At 42.7% G+C, this 18,180-nt stretch carries 10 protein-coding genes and 1 pseudogene; 5 read left to right on the top strand and 6 right to left on the bottom strand.

Translation table 11 applies throughout. The features are described from left to right. On the top strand, window positions 1-2,845 hold a 2,845-nt coding region (locus OSCI_RS04320), incomplete at its 5' end, for an alpha-mannosidase (protein ID WP_052638526.1). A 210-nt stretch (window positions 2,846-3,055) separates the two neighbouring features. Here OSCI_RS04320 and OSCI_RS04315 read toward each other — a convergent pair. Continuing rightward, a complete protein-coding gene (locus tag OSCI_RS04315) occupies window positions 3,056-3,274 on the bottom strand; it encodes a hypothetical protein (protein ID WP_007353649.1) in 219 nt (72 codons plus the stop codon). A gap of 150 nt (window positions 3,275-3,424) precedes the next feature. Between OSCI_RS04315 and OSCI_RS04310 the strand changes: the two genes are divergently transcribed. Then, window positions 3,425-4,069: a Uma2 family endonuclease gene (locus OSCI_RS04310; RefSeq protein ID WP_007353648.1), complete on the top strand. Its 645-nt coding sequence runs from the start codon at window positions 3,425-3,427 to the stop codon at window positions 4,067-4,069. A gap of 165 nt (window positions 4,070-4,234) precedes the next feature. Here OSCI_RS04310 and OSCI_RS04305 read toward each other — a convergent pair whose 3' ends face one another. Continuing rightward, complete coding sequence (locus tag OSCI_RS04305; RefSeq protein ID WP_007353647.1) at window positions 4,235-5,422, bottom strand: anion transporter; 1,188 nt, start codon at window positions 5,420-5,422, stop codon at window positions 4,235-4,237. A 284-nt stretch (window positions 5,423-5,706) separates the two neighbouring features. On the opposite strand from OSCI_RS04305, the gene OSCI_RS27815 reads away from it, so the two are divergent. After that, complete coding sequence (locus tag OSCI_RS27815; protein WP_148288845.1) at window positions 5,707-7,788, top strand: diguanylate cyclase domain-containing protein; 2,082 nt, start codon at window positions 5,707-5,709, stop codon at window positions 7,786-7,788. A 157-nt stretch (window positions 7,789-7,945) separates the two neighbouring features. Here OSCI_RS27815 and gcvP read toward each other — a convergent pair. After that, window positions 7,946-10,899, bottom strand: a pseudogene (gene gcvP, locus OSCI_RS04295) (aminomethyl-transferring glycine dehydrogenase). Between the two features lie 282 nt (window positions 10,900-11,181). On the opposite strand from gcvP, the gene OSCI_RS04290 reads away from it, so the two are divergent. Next, window positions 11,182-13,119, top strand: coding sequence for a methyl-accepting chemotaxis protein (locus OSCI_RS04290; protein WP_007353642.1), 1,938 nt, complete (start codon window positions 11,182-11,184; stop codon window positions 13,117-13,119). 51 nt (window positions 13,120-13,170) lie between these two features. Here the strand turns inward: OSCI_RS04290 and gcvH are convergent, their stop codons facing one another. After that, window positions 13,171-13,560 (bottom strand): glycine cleavage system protein GcvH, encoded by a 390-nt coding sequence (gcvH, locus tag OSCI_RS04285; protein WP_007353641.1) that lies wholly within the window; start codon window positions 13,558-13,560, stop codon window positions 13,171-13,173. 174 nt (window positions 13,561-13,734) lie between these two features. Here gcvH and OSCI_RS04280 point away from each other — a divergent pair, with 174 nt between their 5' ends. Continuing rightward, window positions 13,735-14,547, top strand: coding sequence for an alpha/beta hydrolase (locus OSCI_RS04280; protein WP_026103682.1), 813 nt, complete (start codon window positions 13,735-13,737; stop codon window positions 14,545-14,547). Between the two features lie 167 nt (window positions 14,548-14,714). On the opposite strand, the gene gcvT is transcribed toward OSCI_RS04280, so the two are convergent. Together gcvT and OSCI_RS04270 are read right to left on the bottom strand one after the other, a co-directional pair. Then, the gene (gene gcvT, locus OSCI_RS04275; protein WP_007353639.1) at window positions 14,715-15,887 is read right to left on the bottom strand and encodes a glycine cleavage system aminomethyltransferase GcvT; all 1,173 of its coding nucleotides are present in this window, start codon (window positions 15,885-15,887) and stop codon (window positions 14,715-14,717) included. A 94-nt stretch (window positions 15,888-15,981) separates the two neighbouring features. Then, the gene (locus OSCI_RS04270) at window positions 15,982-18,048 is read right to left on the bottom strand and encodes a cation:proton antiporter (RefSeq protein ID WP_007353638.1); all 2,067 of its coding nucleotides are present in this window, start codon (window positions 18,046-18,048) and stop codon (window positions 15,982-15,984) included. Window positions 18,049-18,180 lie beyond the last annotated feature (132 nt).

Genomic DNA, 18,180 nt, shown 5'->3' with positions numbered 1-18,180 from the left:
AGATAGGGGAGATAGCGAGGATTTGTTTGTTCATCTAAGAGCTAAAATTCCTAATTCTAAATTGGTTGGGGGCGCAGTTGTAGATCGAGAAATTGTAGAAGCAGTAGAAGCAATTGTACCTGGAAGAGAAACTCCTCTGCAAAATCAACTTGCTCCAGCCTTGCCAATTCAAACAACAATTCAATCTTCCCTTAAACAATTTCAAATTCACCTACTAGGACACGCTCACTTAGACTTAGCTTGGTTGTGGCCAGTCAGCGAAACTTGGGAAGTAGCACAGCGGACATTTGAATCAGCACTCCAACTATTACAAGAATTTCCCGACTTGATTTTCTGCCACTCCACACCCGCCCTTTACGCCTGGATAGAAAAACATCGCCCCGACTTATTTGCAAACATCAAACAACAAGTCGCCGCCGGACGATGGGAAATTGTTGGGGGAACTTGGGTAGAACCAGAATTAAACCTCATTTCTGGTGAGTCAATTATCCGCCAAGTTCTTTACGGTCAACGTTACGCACGAGAGAAATTTGGAGAATTAATGCGAGTAGCTTGGCTACCGGATACTTTCGGTTTTTGTTGGCAGTTACCTCAAATTTTCAAGCAAGGCAAAATTACCTACTTTGTCACCCAAAAGCTAAGCTGGAACGATACAACAGAATTTCCTCACAGTGTATTTTGGTGGCAGTCGCCAGACGGCTCTAAAATATTGAGCTTGATGTCGGCACCGATTGGCGAAGGCATTGAAGCAGTAAAGATGGCAAGTTATGCCTACGATTGGGAAGCTAAAACAGGTTTGAGGGATGCTCTTTGGTTGCCAGGAGTTGGCGATCATGGCGGTGGGCCGACTCGCGATATGTTGGAAGTAGCTAAGCGTTGGCAACATTCGCCGTTTTTTCCCGAATTGAAATTCACTAAAGCGGTTGATTATTTATCTGCGATTAGCGGTAAGTTGTCAGAAGAGTTGTCACAAGTACAGCCGAGAGATGAGACAAATACGCCATTACCAATTCCGGTTTGGAATGACGAACTTTACTTGGAATTCCATCGCGGCTGTTACACGAGTCATGCCGACCAAAAACGTTGGAACCGCCGTTGTGAAGGCTTATTATACGAAGCTGAACTGTTAGCGGCCTTGGCAACTTTGAGTGCAGGTCTGGTTTATCCAAAAGTTGAATTAGAGACAGCTTGGAAACAGGTTCTTTTCAATCAATTTCACGATATTTTGCCCGGTTCTTCCATCGGTGAAGTTTACGCGGAAGCGAATCAAGGTTGGGCAGAGGTGGAACGGGTTGGTGAGGAAATATTAACAGCGGCGATGGATGCGATCGCATCTCAAATTACTTTACCTCCACCGCCGCACCCCCAGGCGCAACCAATTCTAATTTTCAATACCCTCAACTGGTCGCGGTCTGAGGTAGTTGCTCTACCTTTACCAACTTCTACCCAGCTTTTAACAGAAGTTGGAGGAGATATGGACTGGCAAATCTGTGATTTGTCTGGAGAAAGGCTAACTTCCCAGCTCTCTAATCCTGAGCATGACTCTCCGGCTACGCTGTTATTTTTGGCGACAGAGATACCGCCTGTCGGCTATCGGCTGTTTTGGTTATATCCGCAAGCAGTTGGAACCCTTGAGAATGCGTCGAGTGAGGAAGAGAGCCAGAAAAAAGTCAAGCTACCCCAGGTTACACCCGTAATTTTAGCACGAGATCCCGACTTTGAACAAAAAAAATATTTTGAGGCAAAAGATTGGATTTTAGAGAATGAATTTATCCGGGTAAAAGTGGAGAGTAATACTGGCAATTTATCCAGTATTTTTGATAAAGCTGACAGCAGGGAAATCCTCAATCAAGGCGGAGGAAATCAACTGCAAGCTTTCCAAGATAGCGGCCAATATTGGGATGCTTGGAACATCGATCCAAATTATGCCGAACATCCTTTACCTACACCCATATTAAAAGATATTCGTTGGATAGAGCAAGGAAAAATCCAGCAGCGATTGCGAGTAGTGCGACAAATTGGTGAGTCAGAATTTTGCCAAGATTACATCCTCGAAGAGTCGTCACCCGTGCTAAAAATTGCCACAATTGTAGATTGGCAAGAACGTCATGTATTAGTAAAGGTAGCTTTTTCACTTAATTTAGAAACAGACGCAGTAACCTATGAAATCCCCTGCGGTGCGATTGAGCGGAAGACGCGATTAAGTGCGGAACAAAACCCGTCATTTGCTAAATGGGAAGTACCAGCTTTGCGCTGGGCTGACATAAGTGTTGGTGGATACGGTGTGAGTTTATTGAATGATTGCAAATATGGTTATGACGCTCAATCAGATCAATTGCGGCTAACCTTGTTAAGGGGTTCCACCTGGCCAGATGAAGCAGCAGATCGAGGTATTCATCAATTTACTTATGGCATTTATCCTCACGCAGGAAGTTGGCAAGATGCTCAGACAGTTAGACGCGGCTATGAGTTGAATTTGCCGTTAAAGGTGAAGGCGTTGCCGATAGGAGAAGAGGGAGGTAAGAGTCTACCACCTGTAGGTAAGTTGTTGGACTTATCGGGGGAAAATTTAGTTTTGATGGCGTTTAAGCAGTCGGAGGACGATGAGAATATTTGGATTTTACGGTGTTATGAGTGTTGCGGAGGAGAGGGAAGGTTGGAATTGAAGAGCGATTTGGGGTTGGCAATTGTGCAGTCAGTGAATTTGTTAGAAGAAGGGGAGGATGAGGAACTAACTGCAAAAATGCCGAGAGAAGAGCAAGAGAGAATTAATTGCCGGGGGGATGGGCAAGCTTTTAAGATTGCACCTTGGAAAATTGTTAGTTTTGCTGTTGTGAAGAGCTAAGAAGATGGGGAAGATGGGGAAGATGGGTAATTAGCGATTAGCCATTACCAATTATGAACACGGATTTTACCGATTACACGGATTACACGGATTAGTTAGAGTCACGATCGTTGAGTCTGTGAAATCAGAGGAATCTGTAAAATCTGTGTATCCCAATTACCAATTACCAATTACCAATTACCAATTACCAATTACCAATTACCCAGTAGGTTATTCAAAATACTCCTGATATAACTCCTTGAGTAGACTTTCCAATTCTTCTTCAGGACAGCACTCAATCAAAGCTGCAAAGACACCTAACAATTTAGCTGCGCTTTCTCCCAGCATTGGACTTAATCCCCAAACATCCTGTACCCAATCTTGAGGACGATCGTCATCGAAAACAAAACGTTCGAGTAGTTGCTTGGCTTCTATTTTGGAAATCGACATCGGGTTGACCTGTAGCTAGAAAAACGTTAAACTAAATTTATCCGCCTCAAAGATTGTAGGAGGCAATATCTCCTCTACTAATAATAGCGCAGACTTGACAGTTTTGTTCCCTTTTCAGACAAAATTAAAATTTTTAATTGATAATTGCTTATGACTACTTTAAATCTGGTTGCCAAACCAATTAGTCTCATGAAGTTTGCTCCCGGTAGCGCCGTCACGATCGCCAATGTAAGTTGGCTGGAATTCGAGTCAATTTTACAAGAATTAGGACAAAAACGACGGGCGAGAGTTGCTTATAGCCAAGGTAATTTAGAAATTATGGTTCCCTTACCCGAACACGAAATTCCGAGAGATTTAATTTCAGATATTGTCAAAACTTTGCTGAGGGCGGCTGGTATTCGTTATCAACCTTTTGGCTCTACTACGTTTAAAAAAGAAGGTAGAGCAGGTATTGAACCCGATGCTTGTTTTTATATTGAGAATTATCAGCAGATGATTGGTCGTCGCCGACTTGAACCTAACGATCCACCTCCCGATTTGGCTATCGAAGCTGATGTCACTTCTAAAACAACTCTGGAAGCATATCAAGGGATTGGAGTACCTGAAGTATGGGTTTATGATAGTGGGAGGTTAACTATTTATTTGCTGAGGGATGGAGAGTATGTAAAATCTGATATTAGTCCTACTTTTTCACGGATAGCTATTACTAAGATTATACCCGCTGCGGTAGCCCGTTCTTGGGTGGTGGGAAATCTTCAGGCTTTAGAAGAATTGGAACATGACTTACGAAAGTGACACTTTAAATAAAGGTATAGCCTTTCTCAGTTAGATGAGGTACGACTGGTAATTGCTAACTGTTAACTGTTAACTGTTAACTGGGGAAAAATCCCCCCGTCTTCCCATCCTCCCCATCTTCCCTAGCCCCTAGCCCCTAGCCCCTAGCCCCTCTTCATTAAACATTCAATATATCCAAAAATAAGCAATGACCAAAGTGACCAAAGTCAAGGGCAAGCCAAATCGTAAATGTTCCTGAAAACTCAGCCGATAACCTTGCTTACCCCCCACCTCCGCCACAATCAAATTAGCCACAGAACCCAATAAAGTTAAATTCCCCGCCAGGGTAGAAGCAGCCGCCAATAGCAACCAAGCTTGCGTATCTCCTTTCGGAATAAGAGACTGGAGAACCAACACAGCCGGCACATTAGAAATTAAATTAGAAAGAATTACCGTGACTGCCAATAAACTTGGTGGCTGCTCGATCGAACCCGTTAAATTATTTAATATTCCTAGTTCCTGGGTAGCATGAGTAATCACAAACAATCCCGCAAACATTACTAGCAGGTTCCAGTCTATATTACCCAAAATGCGATCGCTATTGACTCGACGAGTAATCAATAAGATACTAGCAGCAATTAAAGCCGAATCTGCTAAAGGATATCCCGTTAAAAATGCGATTAAAAGTCCCGCCGTCACCCATAAACTTTTAAATAATAAAGGTTTAAAAAGACGATAACGAACTAAGGGATAAGTGGGAAAAGGTTTCAAAGAACGTACTTCTGGATAAAGCCACCACAGCCAACCCACCTGAACCAAGAGACAAATTAAAGCAACAGGTGCAAGAGATCGCGCAAATTCTAAATAGCCGATTCCCGAAAAAGAACCAATCAGAATATTTTGCGGATTCCCACTGATAGTCGCGACGGAACCCAAATTAGTACCTCCCGCTAAAGCTAATAAATAAGGTAATGGATTCACAGACAGAGAGCGAGTCAAAGTCAATGTTAAAGGCGTTAATAAAATAGCGGTTGTATCGTTGAGGAAAAATGCTGATAAAATGCCGCTACCAAAGGTGATAGCCACCAAAATTCCCAAGGGACTCTTACCGAAGCGAGTCAAAAAGACTAGAGCTAATTGAAAAAAACCAGAGGCTCCCAAAGCCGAATTAACAACCATCATCCCTAATAGGAAAACAATAGTTCCAGCGTCAATTGCTTCCCAAGCTGAGTTAAGGTTAAGAATTCCCAAAGCCACAACCAAACCAGAACCTGCGATCGCGATCGCAGCACGGTTCATTCGCAGTCCTGGCAAGTATCCCAAACCCAAACCCAAGTAGGTCAGGCCCAAAACTAAGTATTTAAGTAGTATCATGTATTGTAGAAAATCCTGTAGTACCGATTTCTTCCATTGTGGAGGATACTGGAAAAAAGAGATCGATTGGCATTAATGAAGAGCTTATGGCTCCGAGTGCTGCGATCGCAAACAGTCGAGCTTCCAGACAAAGGATGCACCAGACTCCTTAGCACTGAAAATGAAGAGGTTATAAATTTGTTACAATTTGCAGCTTTTTGGAACCAAAAGCATTAGTTTAGTTTCAAGCAAAAGCTAAATCTGACTACATAGATACAGTTGATAAACAACGATTTAAGCCAAAAGTGTCGATCAGAAAATCCCACTCAAGCGACCAAGAAAGAGAGAATCTCCACTCTTCCGATGACTGTACCAGCGTTCCCCAGATGCGAGAATTTTCCACAGAAGGAATGCCTGAACGGGAGTGGTATCGAATGCTGTGGGAAAATCTTCCCTGCATCTACTTTGTTATAGATGCTAGAGGTATTGTTTTTTCCGTAAATCAGTTTGGTGCAAACCGCATCGGTTATAGTCAACGAGAGTTAACTTCCCAACTAATTTTTAGCATTTTTAACTCAGAATGTCGCGATTGCCTAGAAGAGCAGTTTTTCGCTTTCGCACAGCAGACAAACAGCCATTCATCTCCAACCTCTGCCTTAAGAGAAGCGCGTATAACTTGCAAAGATGGTAGCATTCTGACTGTAAAATCGATCTTACACGCCTTGCCGCCACTAACTGGGGAAGAAATCGCCAGAGAGAGAACATTGGTAAGTGGTAATTGCCAATTACCCTTAATTCTACTAATTTGTGAAATCCTATCTGTGCCAATTACTAATGTGGAAACAAGCTCAGAAAAAAAATATAGCCAACTTGCAGAAGAAGCTTTGGAACGAGAGCGAAACCTGTTTACAACTGGCCCAGTTACAATTTTTCGCTGGCGACCCCAAGAAAATTGGCAAGTGGAATACGTCTCCCCAAATGTCGTACAATTCGGCTATGAAGCTAGCGATTTTATCAGCGGTAAATTGTTTTATACTAATATTATTCATCAGGAAGACTTAGCGAGAGTCGTGGCGGAATTCCAAAGTTATAGCGAAGCAGGAGCGACTTCTTTTGAACACAATTACCGGATTGTTAAAGGAGATGGTTTAATCCGCTGGGTGTACGATTTCACCTCAGTTACCCGTAATAGTATTGGCGAAATTGCTTATTGCGATGGGTATGTTTTAGACATTACGGAGAGCAAACTCGCCCAAATTGCGCTTCGCCAGCAAGCGGAAAGAGAACGCTTAGTTGGACAAATTCAAGCTCGCATTCGCTCTTCCTTGGACTTAAATGCAGTTCTCAATACTGCGGCCGCAGAAGTGAGGCAATTTCTGGCAACTGATAGAGTAATTATTTTCCGTTTTCGACCAGACTGGAGTGGCGATGTGGTGGTAGAATCGGCGAGTAAGGGAACAATGTCAATTTTGAATACAAATCTCTATGACCCTTGTTTTGGACAAACCTATGTAGGACAGTACCAAAAAGGTAGAATTCGAGCTATAGAGGATATTTACAATGCTGGTTTGAGCGAGTGTCACGTCAATTTATTAAGCAACTGTAAGGTGAGAGCAAATTTAGTAGTGCCCATTATTCAAAGCGACCAAACAGTTAAAAATTCACCTTCCTCCTCTTCAGTTGTTAATAGAGGCAGTCAAAATCAAAATAGTTTATGGGGTTTGCTAATTGCTCACCATTGCAACAACACTAGGCAATGGCAGTCTTGGGAGATGGAGTTGCTAAAACAATTGGCTACTCAAATTGCGATCGCGATCGAGCAATCTCAACTTTACCAGCAGTTAGAAGCAGCTAACCAAGAGTTACAGAATTTAGCCTCCTTGGACGGCCTGACAAAAATAGCTAATCGCCGCCGATTTGACGAAGTTCTTACCCAAGAGTGGCAGCGGTTAATAGTTGAACCCATACGGCTATCTTTGATTTTGTGTGATATAGACTGTTTTAAAGCTTATAATGACACTTACGGCCACCAAGCAGGTGATTCTTGTTTGCAACAAGTAGCCACTGCCATCCGCGATGCTTGCCGCGAAATTCCGCCGGAACGCCTCTATTTGGTAGCGAGATATGGAGGGGAAGAATTTGCAGTTATTCTGCCGAATACAGGAATTACAGATGCGATCGCAGTGGCAGAGGAAATCCGCCGTCGCATCCAGACTTTAGCAATTCCCCACCAGCAATCTTTTGTCTCGGAGTATATCACCCTCAGTTTAGGCGTAGCGAGTGCTGACGCTGCTGAGGCTTTGCCGGAAACTTTGATTGCTGCTGCTGACAAGGCCCTCTACGAGGCAAAATCTTTAGGTCGCGATCGCGTTGTGGCGAAGGAATAAAGAACAGGGAACAGGGAAAAAAGGAAAAAGCATGAGCATCTTCAATTTTTCATATCATAAACTACTGAAACCCACTTATCCTCTTCCCCTATTCCCTATTCCCCCTATTCCCCAAACCCTAGCCCCTTCTTCCCCTATTCCCCTCTTTCCCTAGCCCCTAGCCCCTAGCCCCTAGCCCCTCGCCATAGGCCTCCATTGGCAAACAAGAACAGACAAAATTGCGATCGCCAAAGGCATTATCAATTCGTCCCACCGCCGGCCAGAATTTGTATTCTCGCGTCCAAGGCGCAGGATAAGCTGCTGCTTCGCGAGAATAAGGGTGATTCCATTCAGATACCATTAGCGATTCTGCCGTATGCGGTGCATTTTTTAACAGATTATTGGTAGCATCCATTTTACCATTTTCAATCTCCTCAATTTCCTTGCGAATCGCAATCATCGCCTCACAAAAACGGTCTAATTCCTCCTTCGATTCGCTTTCCGTCGGTTCCACCATCACCGTACCCGCAACAGGCCAAGAAACAGTAGGCGCGTGAAAACCATAATCCATCAAGCGCTTAGCAATATCTTCCACTTCAATACCAGCGGATTTTTTTAGCGATCGCAAATCCAAAATACACTCATGGGCAACCAAGCCCGCCTTGCCTTTATACAAAACAGGATAGTAACTTTCTAACCGCCGCGCAATATAATTAGCATTCAAAATTGCCACCTTAGTTGCCTCAGTTAAACCCTCCCCACCCATCATCTGAATATACATCCAAGAAATAGTCAAAATGCTAGCACTTCCCCAAGGCGCAGCCGAAACATAACCAATAGATTTTGCCTCTTCAACTTCATTTCCCCCTCCCTTACTAAGGGGGGGTTGGGGGGGTGAATTGTCGGCAAAAATTCTACCAAATGCGACATTACCCCAATTGGCCCCATGCCAGGGCCGCCGCCACCGTGAGGAATGCAGAAAGTTTTATGCAAATTTAAGTGACAAACATCCGCCCCAAAATCTCCCGGCCGACACAAACCAACTTGGGCATTCATATTAGCCCCATCCATATAAACCTGTCCACCTTTAGCATGGACAATCTCGCAAATTTCCTGAATTTGCTCTTCAAAAACGCCGTGAGTAGAGGGATATGTCACCATTAAAGCAGCCAGTTCGCTGCTATGTTTTTCCGCCTTTTTCTGCAAGTCTTCAACATCAATATTGCCTTGGTCATCGCAAGCAACAGGCACAACTTTCATCCCTGCCATCACCGCACTTGCCGGATTTGTACCGTGTGCAGACTGAGGAATTAAACAAACATTCCGATGACTTTCACCTCGACTTTCATGGTATTGCCGAATCACCAATAAACCTGCATATTCGCCTTGAGAACCTGCATTTGGTTGTAGAGAAATGCCAGCAAAACCAGTAATTTCAGCTAGCCATTCTTCAAGTTGTTGGAACAGAACTTGATAGCCTTGAGTTTGCGATAAAGGTGCGAAGGGGTGCAGCTTGCCAAACTCCGGCCAAGTCACTGGCAACATCTCCGAAGTTGCATTTAACTTCATCGTACAAGAACCCAAAGGAATCATCGATGTAGTTAGCGATAAATCCTTACTTTCCAGTCGGTGTAAATACCGCAAAAGTTCGGTTTCCGAGTGATAGCGGTTGAATACAGGATGAGTTAAATAACTGCTAGTACGGGCAAAAGGTTGATATTGTAAAAGCATTTCTTCGGTACGAAATCCAAACAAATCCTTGGAATTAGGATCGAAGCCCGCAAACACATACCAGAGATTTCTCAAATCTCCAACACTCGTAGTTTCATCAATAGAAATCCCGACAGTCTTTTCATCAAAAATTCTTAGATTAATTTGACGTGAATCAGCAGCTTCTATAATTTCTGCCAGCGACTTTTTTGAACCTAATTCAACGCGAAAAGTATCAAAAAAAGGTTCAGTGCCAATTTTATATCCTAAGCGTTCCAATCCAATTGCGAAAGTAGCAGTAAACCTGTGAACTCTCTCGGCAATTCTTTGCAATCCCTCCGGCCCATGATAGACAGCATACATACTAGCCATTACTGCTAACAAAACTTGGGCAGTACAAATATTGCTAGTAGCTTTATCGCGGCGGATATGCTGTTCGCGAGTTTGCAGTGCTAACCGTAAAGCTGGTTTCCCATTTACATCCTTAGAAACCCCCACAATTCGCCCCGGAACTTGCCGTTTAAACTCCTCTCGCGTGGCGAAATAAGCTGCATGAGGCCCCCCATATCCCATCGGTACTCCGAAGCGCTGAGTGCTGCCTACGGCAATGTCAGCGCCAAATTCACCGGGGGGTTTAAGCAGACAAAGACTCAAAATATCTGCGGCGACTGTTACTAAAGCACCGCGATTATGGGCTTGTTCGATGAAATTTTTATAATCATAAATTATGCCATCGGTAGCGGGATATTGTAGCAGCGCCCCAAAAATTTCTTTGTCAAATTCAAAGGTTTGATGGTCGCCAATAATAATATCAAAACCCAATGGTTGAGCGCGAGTTTGTACTACTTCTATAGTTTGGGGATGGCAATCTTTAGAAACAAAAAATGCTTTGGCTTTATTTTTACTGATGCCATAAGTCATAGTCATGGCTTCTGACGCTGCTGTGCCTTCATCGAGTAAGGAAGCGTTAGCAATTTCCAATCCTGTGAGGTCGATAATCATGGTTTGGAAATTCAGCAAAGCTTCTAATCTACCTTGGGCAATTTCGGCTTGATAAGGCGTATAAGCTGTGTACCAACCTGGATTTTCTAGAATATTCCGCTGAATTACTGGCGGCGTGATGCAGTCGTAATATCCCATGCCAATAAATGAGCGAAATACTTGATTTTTAGAGGCAATTTCTTTAAGTTGCGCGATCGCGGCATATTCGCGTGTGGCTGCGGGCAATTTGAGGGGTTGCTTGAGGCGGATCGCTTGGGGTACAGTTTTGTCAATGAGGCGATCGAGGGTGGGAGAACCCAAAACATCAAGCATAAGCTGGACTTCAGCAGCAGTAGGGCCAATATGCCGATTCACAAAGCCACCTGTAGAGGCAGGAGTTGGCTGCTGAGTGGACTTAATTTCAGGGCTATAGGGTGTCAAGGGTGATTCTCCAGTACTGAGTGCTTATTATTTTGTAACATTTTTCCAAATTATCAGGTATCGCGATCGCACTTTGGCAATTACAGGCTAAATCAATATTATCGATGGGGTTACTCTCTCCCAGAGAGTGCGATCGCTCTTCTCCACCTCAGCATTTTGCATTGGTAACATATTAACAGCAGGGGTTCGATCCGCGACGATACCTATCCCCACATTACCGCAGCTAGGGATTAAGGATGCTTTTGTGCTATCATTATTATTGTAAAAAAGAGCTAAAATTTTATGGAAACAACTTTAAAATTCCTAAAAATATCGCAATCGCAAAAGCTTTTACTTAGCGTTATCTCCTTTGCTGTACCGATATTGATGTTGTTATATTTTACAGTTTCTGGGATTAACGACGATATAAATTTTGGAAGAGTGGAAATATTGGGAAATAGACTGCTCTCACCTTTAAGCCAACTTTTAGTATTAGTCTCCAAAGAGCAGAGATTGGTGACTAATATACCCCCAAAAAACAATTACAATTCAAATAATTTAAGTATCACCAGTAATCTTATAGAAGAGAATCTAAAAAATTTAGAAAAAGAAACACAAGTTATCGGTGAAAATTTAAAAATAACTCCTTCATCGCTGAAAGCAGCCGGGAACCCAGAATTACTTCCTGCCACGATTACCGAAAATTGGAAAAGTTTACAAAACAGTAAAAATAGCCTAACTACAGAACAGTTAAGTCAACAATATAGCGATCTGATAAAACGTATAAGGGAACTAATCAATAGAGTTGGGGATACTTCAAATTTAATTTTAGATCCAGCACTCGATTCCTATTATTTGATGGATGTTGTCCTTGCAGGTCTTCCGCAAGCTCAACAACAAATAGGAGAAATTTTATTATATACCCAAAAATTAAGTTTATATAAACAGCTTACCTACGAACAAAAGGTAAAGCTAGAAATTTATGCTTCCTCACTACAAAACACCGATTTGGTGCGTATTCAGCAAGGAATTTCTAATTCTCTTCTCGCCGAGAATGAATTTTATCGCAAGCTGCCTTCATTACAAAATCTTCCACCTGTGCTTAAATATTATGAAACTGCTGTCAATAAATTTACCGAAAGCTTAATCCAGGTTGCTAGAACAGGTAGGATAGAACTACTTGGAGCCAGTTTTTTTCAACAGGGAGAAGACGTAGTTATTCAAGGTTCGCAACTATGGACAGTGACCAGAAAAGAATTAGATAAGCTGCTTGAAAAACGGAGTAAATATTATGAAAATCTGCGCTTGATTTATCTGCTATCAAGTTTAGTTCCTCTGGCTACGTCTTGCTTTTTTTTGTTCGCCATTTTTCAGCAAATCAACTTAAATTCTTTGCTCAAACAAACCCAAGAATCAGGAATTCAGGTTTCTATATCAGCCACAGAATTGTTGGCAACAGCTAAAAAACAAGAGGTAGTTGTCACCCAACAGACAGAATTAATGCTAGATGTGATTAAATCAGCTCAGGAAATTTCGCAAGTAATAGACAAGCTGGTACAAGAGATGGATAAGGTTGCTTCCCAGTCCACGAAAACAGCTAAATTTGCCAGCGATAGTCAATTAGATGTAATCCAGATGAAAGAGGTGATGCAAGAAATGGAAAATGCTTCCAAAAATATTTCTGTTAAGCTAAAAACCATCGATCAAAGAGCGGGAAATGTTGCACTTGTACTTAGTACAATTACCAAGGTAGCAGAGCAAACAAATTTTTTGTCTTTGAATGCTGCGATTGAAGCAGAGAAAGCGGGTGAATACGGACGAGGTTTCGCTATTATTGCTCGTGAAATTCGCCGCCTAGCAGATCAAACTGCTGTTTCTTCTATAGATATTGAACAAATAGTTCAGGAAATGCAATTAGCAGTCTCAGAAGGTGTGACAGAGATGAATAGCTTTATGGGAAAATTATTTCAAGGTGTTGATAATATTAATAAAATTAGTACGCAAACCGGTAAAATTATCGAGCAGGTACAAACTTTATCGCCTGAGTTTGAGAAAGTAAATGTTTCCATGAAAAATCAGTCTCAAAATGCACAAATAATCAGTGAATCAATGAGTAGTTTTGCTCTGGGAATGAAGCACATAAAAAACTCATTGGATCAGACTTTTTTGGCAATTGAGCAACTCAGCGAAGCTGCGATCGGTTTGCGAAACCAAGTGTCGAAATTTAAAGTAAATGATTGAAAAGATCGGACGCATAATTTTTGACGGGGCGCGATCGCCCCGTCAAGTGTCCTACTCTCCCTCTACCTGCTGGCGATACTCCTGGGCTGATAAAGCATCATCTAAGTCATTAGCATCTTTAATGCGTACCTTCAACAGCCACCCTTCGCCATAAGGATCTTCAGCCAACTGTTCTGGAGCATCAATAATGGACTGATTACGTTCTATTACTGTACCCGTAACCGCAGAATAGAGTTCTTCCACAGCTTTAACTGACTCAACAGTTCCTAATCTTTCTCCTTTTTCCAAAGCGTCGCCAATTTCTGGCAACTCCAGAAACACGATATCGCCCAGTTGATCCACAGCAAAGGCACTGATGCCAAGGGTGGCAATTTCTCCTTCCAGCCGTACATATTCGTGACTGTCTAGGTACTTCAAGTCACTGGGATATTCAAAGTCCATATCAATTCCTCACGCCTCAAACAAAACTTTGCTCAGCCATACTAGAATGTTTTACCTTAATCTGCCAGAACTATCGCCAATGGATGCGATCGTTTTTTTGCATAGGCTTTTGACCATAGGATATAAAAATATGTAGCATAATTTAGACAACATATGATGTTACCTAGTTTATTTATGGACAAAAAAACCATTAAGCGATATTTAATAGGAGAACTTTCGTGGAAACGCCTGATACGTTCTATCATTTTTGTCTATGGGTTTCTATGTTTTTACGCCTTTTTCTTAACAGATCGCCAAATATTTCAACCTCAGTCTACCAGCTATCAAGACTCTAGGGAGATTCTGAAGCTAAATTCTACACCAGAAGTACAAATTTCGGCAATCTATCTACCAAACCCAAAAGGAGTTTATACTATCCTCTATAGTCATGGCAATGCTGAGGATTTGGGAGATATTAGACCAATATTGACAACTATTCGCAGTTTAGGTGTTTCAGTATTTGCCTATGATTATCAAGGCTATGGAACCAGTCAAGGTAAGCCTTCTGAGTCAGAATCTTACAAAGATATTGAGGCTGCTTACAATTATTTAACGCAAAAGTTAGGAGTTCCACCCCAGAAAATTATTATTTATGGTCGTTCTGTCGGTGGCGGGCCGTCCGTTGATTTAGCATCGCGAAAACCTGCTGCTGGATTGATTCTAGAAAGTACCTTTATTAGTGCATTTCGGACAGTGACAGTTATACCGATTTTACCTTTTGATAAGTTTGCTAATCTTAATAAGATCGAACAGGTTAATTGTCCAGTATTAGTAATACACGGCAAGGCTGACGAAGTGATTCCATTTTGGCACGGGGAGAAACTTTTTGCTACTGCTAAGGAACCTAAACTTTCTTTATGGATAGAGACAGCAGGCCACAATGATTTGACCAACGTAGCGGGAGAACTTTATCTTGAAAGCTTACGGAAGTTTATACAGTTGTTATAGCTGAAGGAAGAGAGAAGCAGGAAGAAGGAAGCAGGAAGAGGAGGACAAGTTTTGTCGGGTGGGCGCTGCAATTATCTGATTCAATTAGCTGATTCAATTAGAATAAATATCGTCATAGCAGCGCCCACCAAAACTGCTGTTAATTTGTGTTTTCCTGGTTCCTTATTCTATCTTTTGGGCGATCGATAAAATGGTCGTTTAACAACAACACCCGGATAATTTTTCCCTCGAATTTCTACCTCTAACTGCTGACCGATCGCAGCTAGGGGAGTCGGAACATAAGCCAGCGCGATCGCCTTATTTAAAGTCGGAGATAATGTGCCACTGGTAATTTCCCCCACGACTACACCCTCAGACAAAACTGGATAGCCGTGACGGGCGATATGTCTTCCCTCCATTTCTAAGCCTACCAAACGCTTCGCTACTCCCGTCGCCTTCTGCTGTTCTAGAACTTTGCGCCCAATAAAATAGCCCTTACTATCCAAATGAACTACCCAACCCAATCCAGCTTCTAAGGGTGTGGTAGTATCGTCAATATCTTGGCTATAAAGGCACATAGCCGCTTCTAGGCGCAACGTATCCCTAGCCCCTAAGCCGCAAGGAACCACGCCCGCAGCTAGCAGATTTCGCCACAGTTCTTTCCCTGCGATCGCATCTAGCATCACCTCAAATCCATCCTCGCCAGTGTAGCCCGTTCTGGCAATAAAAGCAGGCTCACCGAGTACCGTTGCCTCTAAATGACCGAAAAACTTCACTGCTGCTAGATTTTCCTTGACAAATTGTTGCAGATGTGCTGTAGCTTGCGGCCCTTGAACAGCGATCAGCACTTTTTCCTTGGAGATGTCGATGAAACTAATCCCACTCAATTCTAAATGGGCCCCAATCCAAGCTTTATCCCTAGCACGAGTAGCAGCATTGACAATCATCACCCCTCGCTGTTCGCCAGTGGTAGGGTCGGGGTCTTGATAATAAAAGATAATGTCATCTAATATACAGCCTTTGGCATTTAGCAAGACAGTATATTGAGCTTGACCGGGCTGCAAACGGCCCAGATCCGAAGGTACTAAAGTCTGGAGTTTTTCTATCAGGTTTTTACCTCTGAGGCCGAATTTCCCCATGTGGGAAATGTCAAACATTCCCGCACGCGATCGCACCGCCTGATGTTCGGTATTAATCCCCCTGTATTGTACAGCCATTTCCCAGCCGGAGAAGGGAACCATCCGGGCTTTAAGTTCTAAAGATAGATCGAACAGAGGAGTGCGAGCCAGAGAACTTGTCGCCTCTGGGCGCAAATTTTCAGCGTTACTGGGTTCAGTTGACTTTGCCACAGGTAGCCCCATCGTTACAGATTGATTCCTTCTGATTTTAATGGATGTAACTTCATTTATACCTTCTCTTAGGATGATGAGCCTGGTATAGATTTTGACAATACAACTAGATATTAGTCAGTCGATGTGGTTCTCCCAACATCACGATCGAACAGGTCAACTGTCCAAGCAACTGAGTTGTGACATCGCTGACTGCTAATCCCGCCGCCGTGCGGTTTCTAGTCGATCGCAACACCACCAAATCAGCAGCACCAGACGCAGTGACAATTTCCCTAACGACATCTACACCTCGCCTCACCTCAATCTGAACTTCCGCCTTACCTTCCACCCCTGATTTAGCAACCAAAAGCAATAATTGCGAGTGAATCCAAGCAATCCCAGAATCCTTAATTCCCCGGTTGCACAAATGCAGCACAGTGATTTGCAGTTGAGAATCTCCTAGCGCTCTGGCAAACTGTATTAGCCGCACTGCTTCAGAGTTCAAGTTTTCCACCGGCACTAAAACGCGCTTAATTTTATTGGGTTCAACCAGCAAGCGCGTCACCGCCACTGGACAGTGAGCGGCCCACAGCACGCCGTCAATTACATTGCCAAACAAGCGAGCTCTCAGTCCCGTCCGTTTCCCCCAACCCATAACAATTAAATGCGCTTTTTGTTCGCGAGCAACACGGGCTATTGCTTGGGAAATATCATTATCAATTCTTAGGGTTGGCTGAGATTTGACACCAAGTTTTACTGCCATTTGTTGGGCTTTTTCCAGCAATGTTTCGCTCCGGTGCAAAGCCATTTCTAACTGGGGCGCATCCATGTTTTGAGTGTGAGGTGCGGTAATTGCTAGCGGTACAATTTGACCGCTATTGCCATGAGCTAACAGAGCTGCCATCTCAATTAGATATCTTTCTGTATCGGGATTGTACACTGGTACAACTACCGTTAATGCAGGATTTTCGGCGGTGGATTCCCAATTTTTTGAAAAGGTTTCCGCTTCCACATTTTTCGAGGTAGTTGTTAGCCCTACTGCAACTCTACTGGTAACTATTGGACCTAATGTTGCTGTTACTAACATTAGAACAATTACACTATTTAAAATGTCTTCAGTAAGCAGCCCAGCTCGGTAGCCCACCAAAGTCGCTGCCAAAGTTGCACCAACTTGAGGCAAAGATAACGACCACATAGTTAGAAATTCTTTAGTGTTGTAGCCGTAGATAAGTTTAGCTAAGTAGGCTGCTATCCCCTTACTACTAATTAAAGCCATAACAATCGTCAGGGGAATTGTTACAGAAACAATACTTTTTATAAAAGTTTGGACATCAATTAATAACCCCAAATCCACAAAAAATATCGGAACAAATAACACGCTACCTACGAAAACAACTTTATCTTTAACTGCACCTTCTCCTACAGCTTCATTAACAGCTAAACCAGCCAGAAATGCCCCAATAATTTTTTCTACACCAATGAGCTGAGCGCCTAATGATGCTAGAAAAACGGCTAGCAATACAAATAAAAATTGGTTGCCTTCTTGATCTCCAGTACGGCGGAAAAATTCTCTACCTGCCCAGTCAAAGCCAAAGATAACGACGGCTGTATAAATAGCTAAACTTACCAGCAGAGTGACAAAATTGATGGGTGAGAATTCTCCGGCATGAATAGCAACACAAACGGCTAATACCAACAATGCACCAATGTCTGTAAAAATGGTAGCACCGATTGTTACCATGACTGATTCATTGCTAGCTACTCCCAAGCGACTAACAATAGGATAAGCGAGTAAAGTGTGAGAAGCTAACAGCGAACCTATTAAAATTGAAGCATTCCAATCAAAACCAAAAATTCGACCGACAGCGGTTCCAGCAATCATGGGTACGGCAAAAGTTAAACTGCCAAAACCCATAGAACGATGTTTCTTTTTACGGAACTGCTCAATGTCTACTTCTAAACCTGCTACAAACATCAAGTAAAGTAAACCGATATCTGATAGCAGCTTCATGGTGGGCATTTCTTTGTCAAGTAATTGTAGCCCGTTGGGGCCCAGGAGAACGCCCGCAGCTAGCAAACCAACTAATCCGGGAATCTTGAAGCGCTCAAAGATGATGGGCACACTCAAAATCACCAAAAGTAAAACTACAAAAGGAACAATGGGTTCTGAAAGAACTTCTGCAAAGTGTCCCATAATTAACTCAAGTTGGGGGTGAAGGTGGGATTTGTTCAATTGTCAATGATCTTGAAACTTTTGACTACCCTCCCCTAGATATATAGTTATGATTTGGATATAATAACGTATATGCACTCAATTTACCAATTA

Origin of the sequence: Kamptonema sp. PCC 6506 (assembly GCF_000180455.1) — a bacterium.
Taxonomy (GTDB): domain Bacteria; phylum Cyanobacteriota; class Cyanobacteriia; order Cyanobacteriales; family Microcoleaceae; genus Kamptonema; species Kamptonema formosum.
Note: the sequence above shows the minus strand (reverse complement) of the source record. Positions and strands in the feature narration are given on the sequence as shown.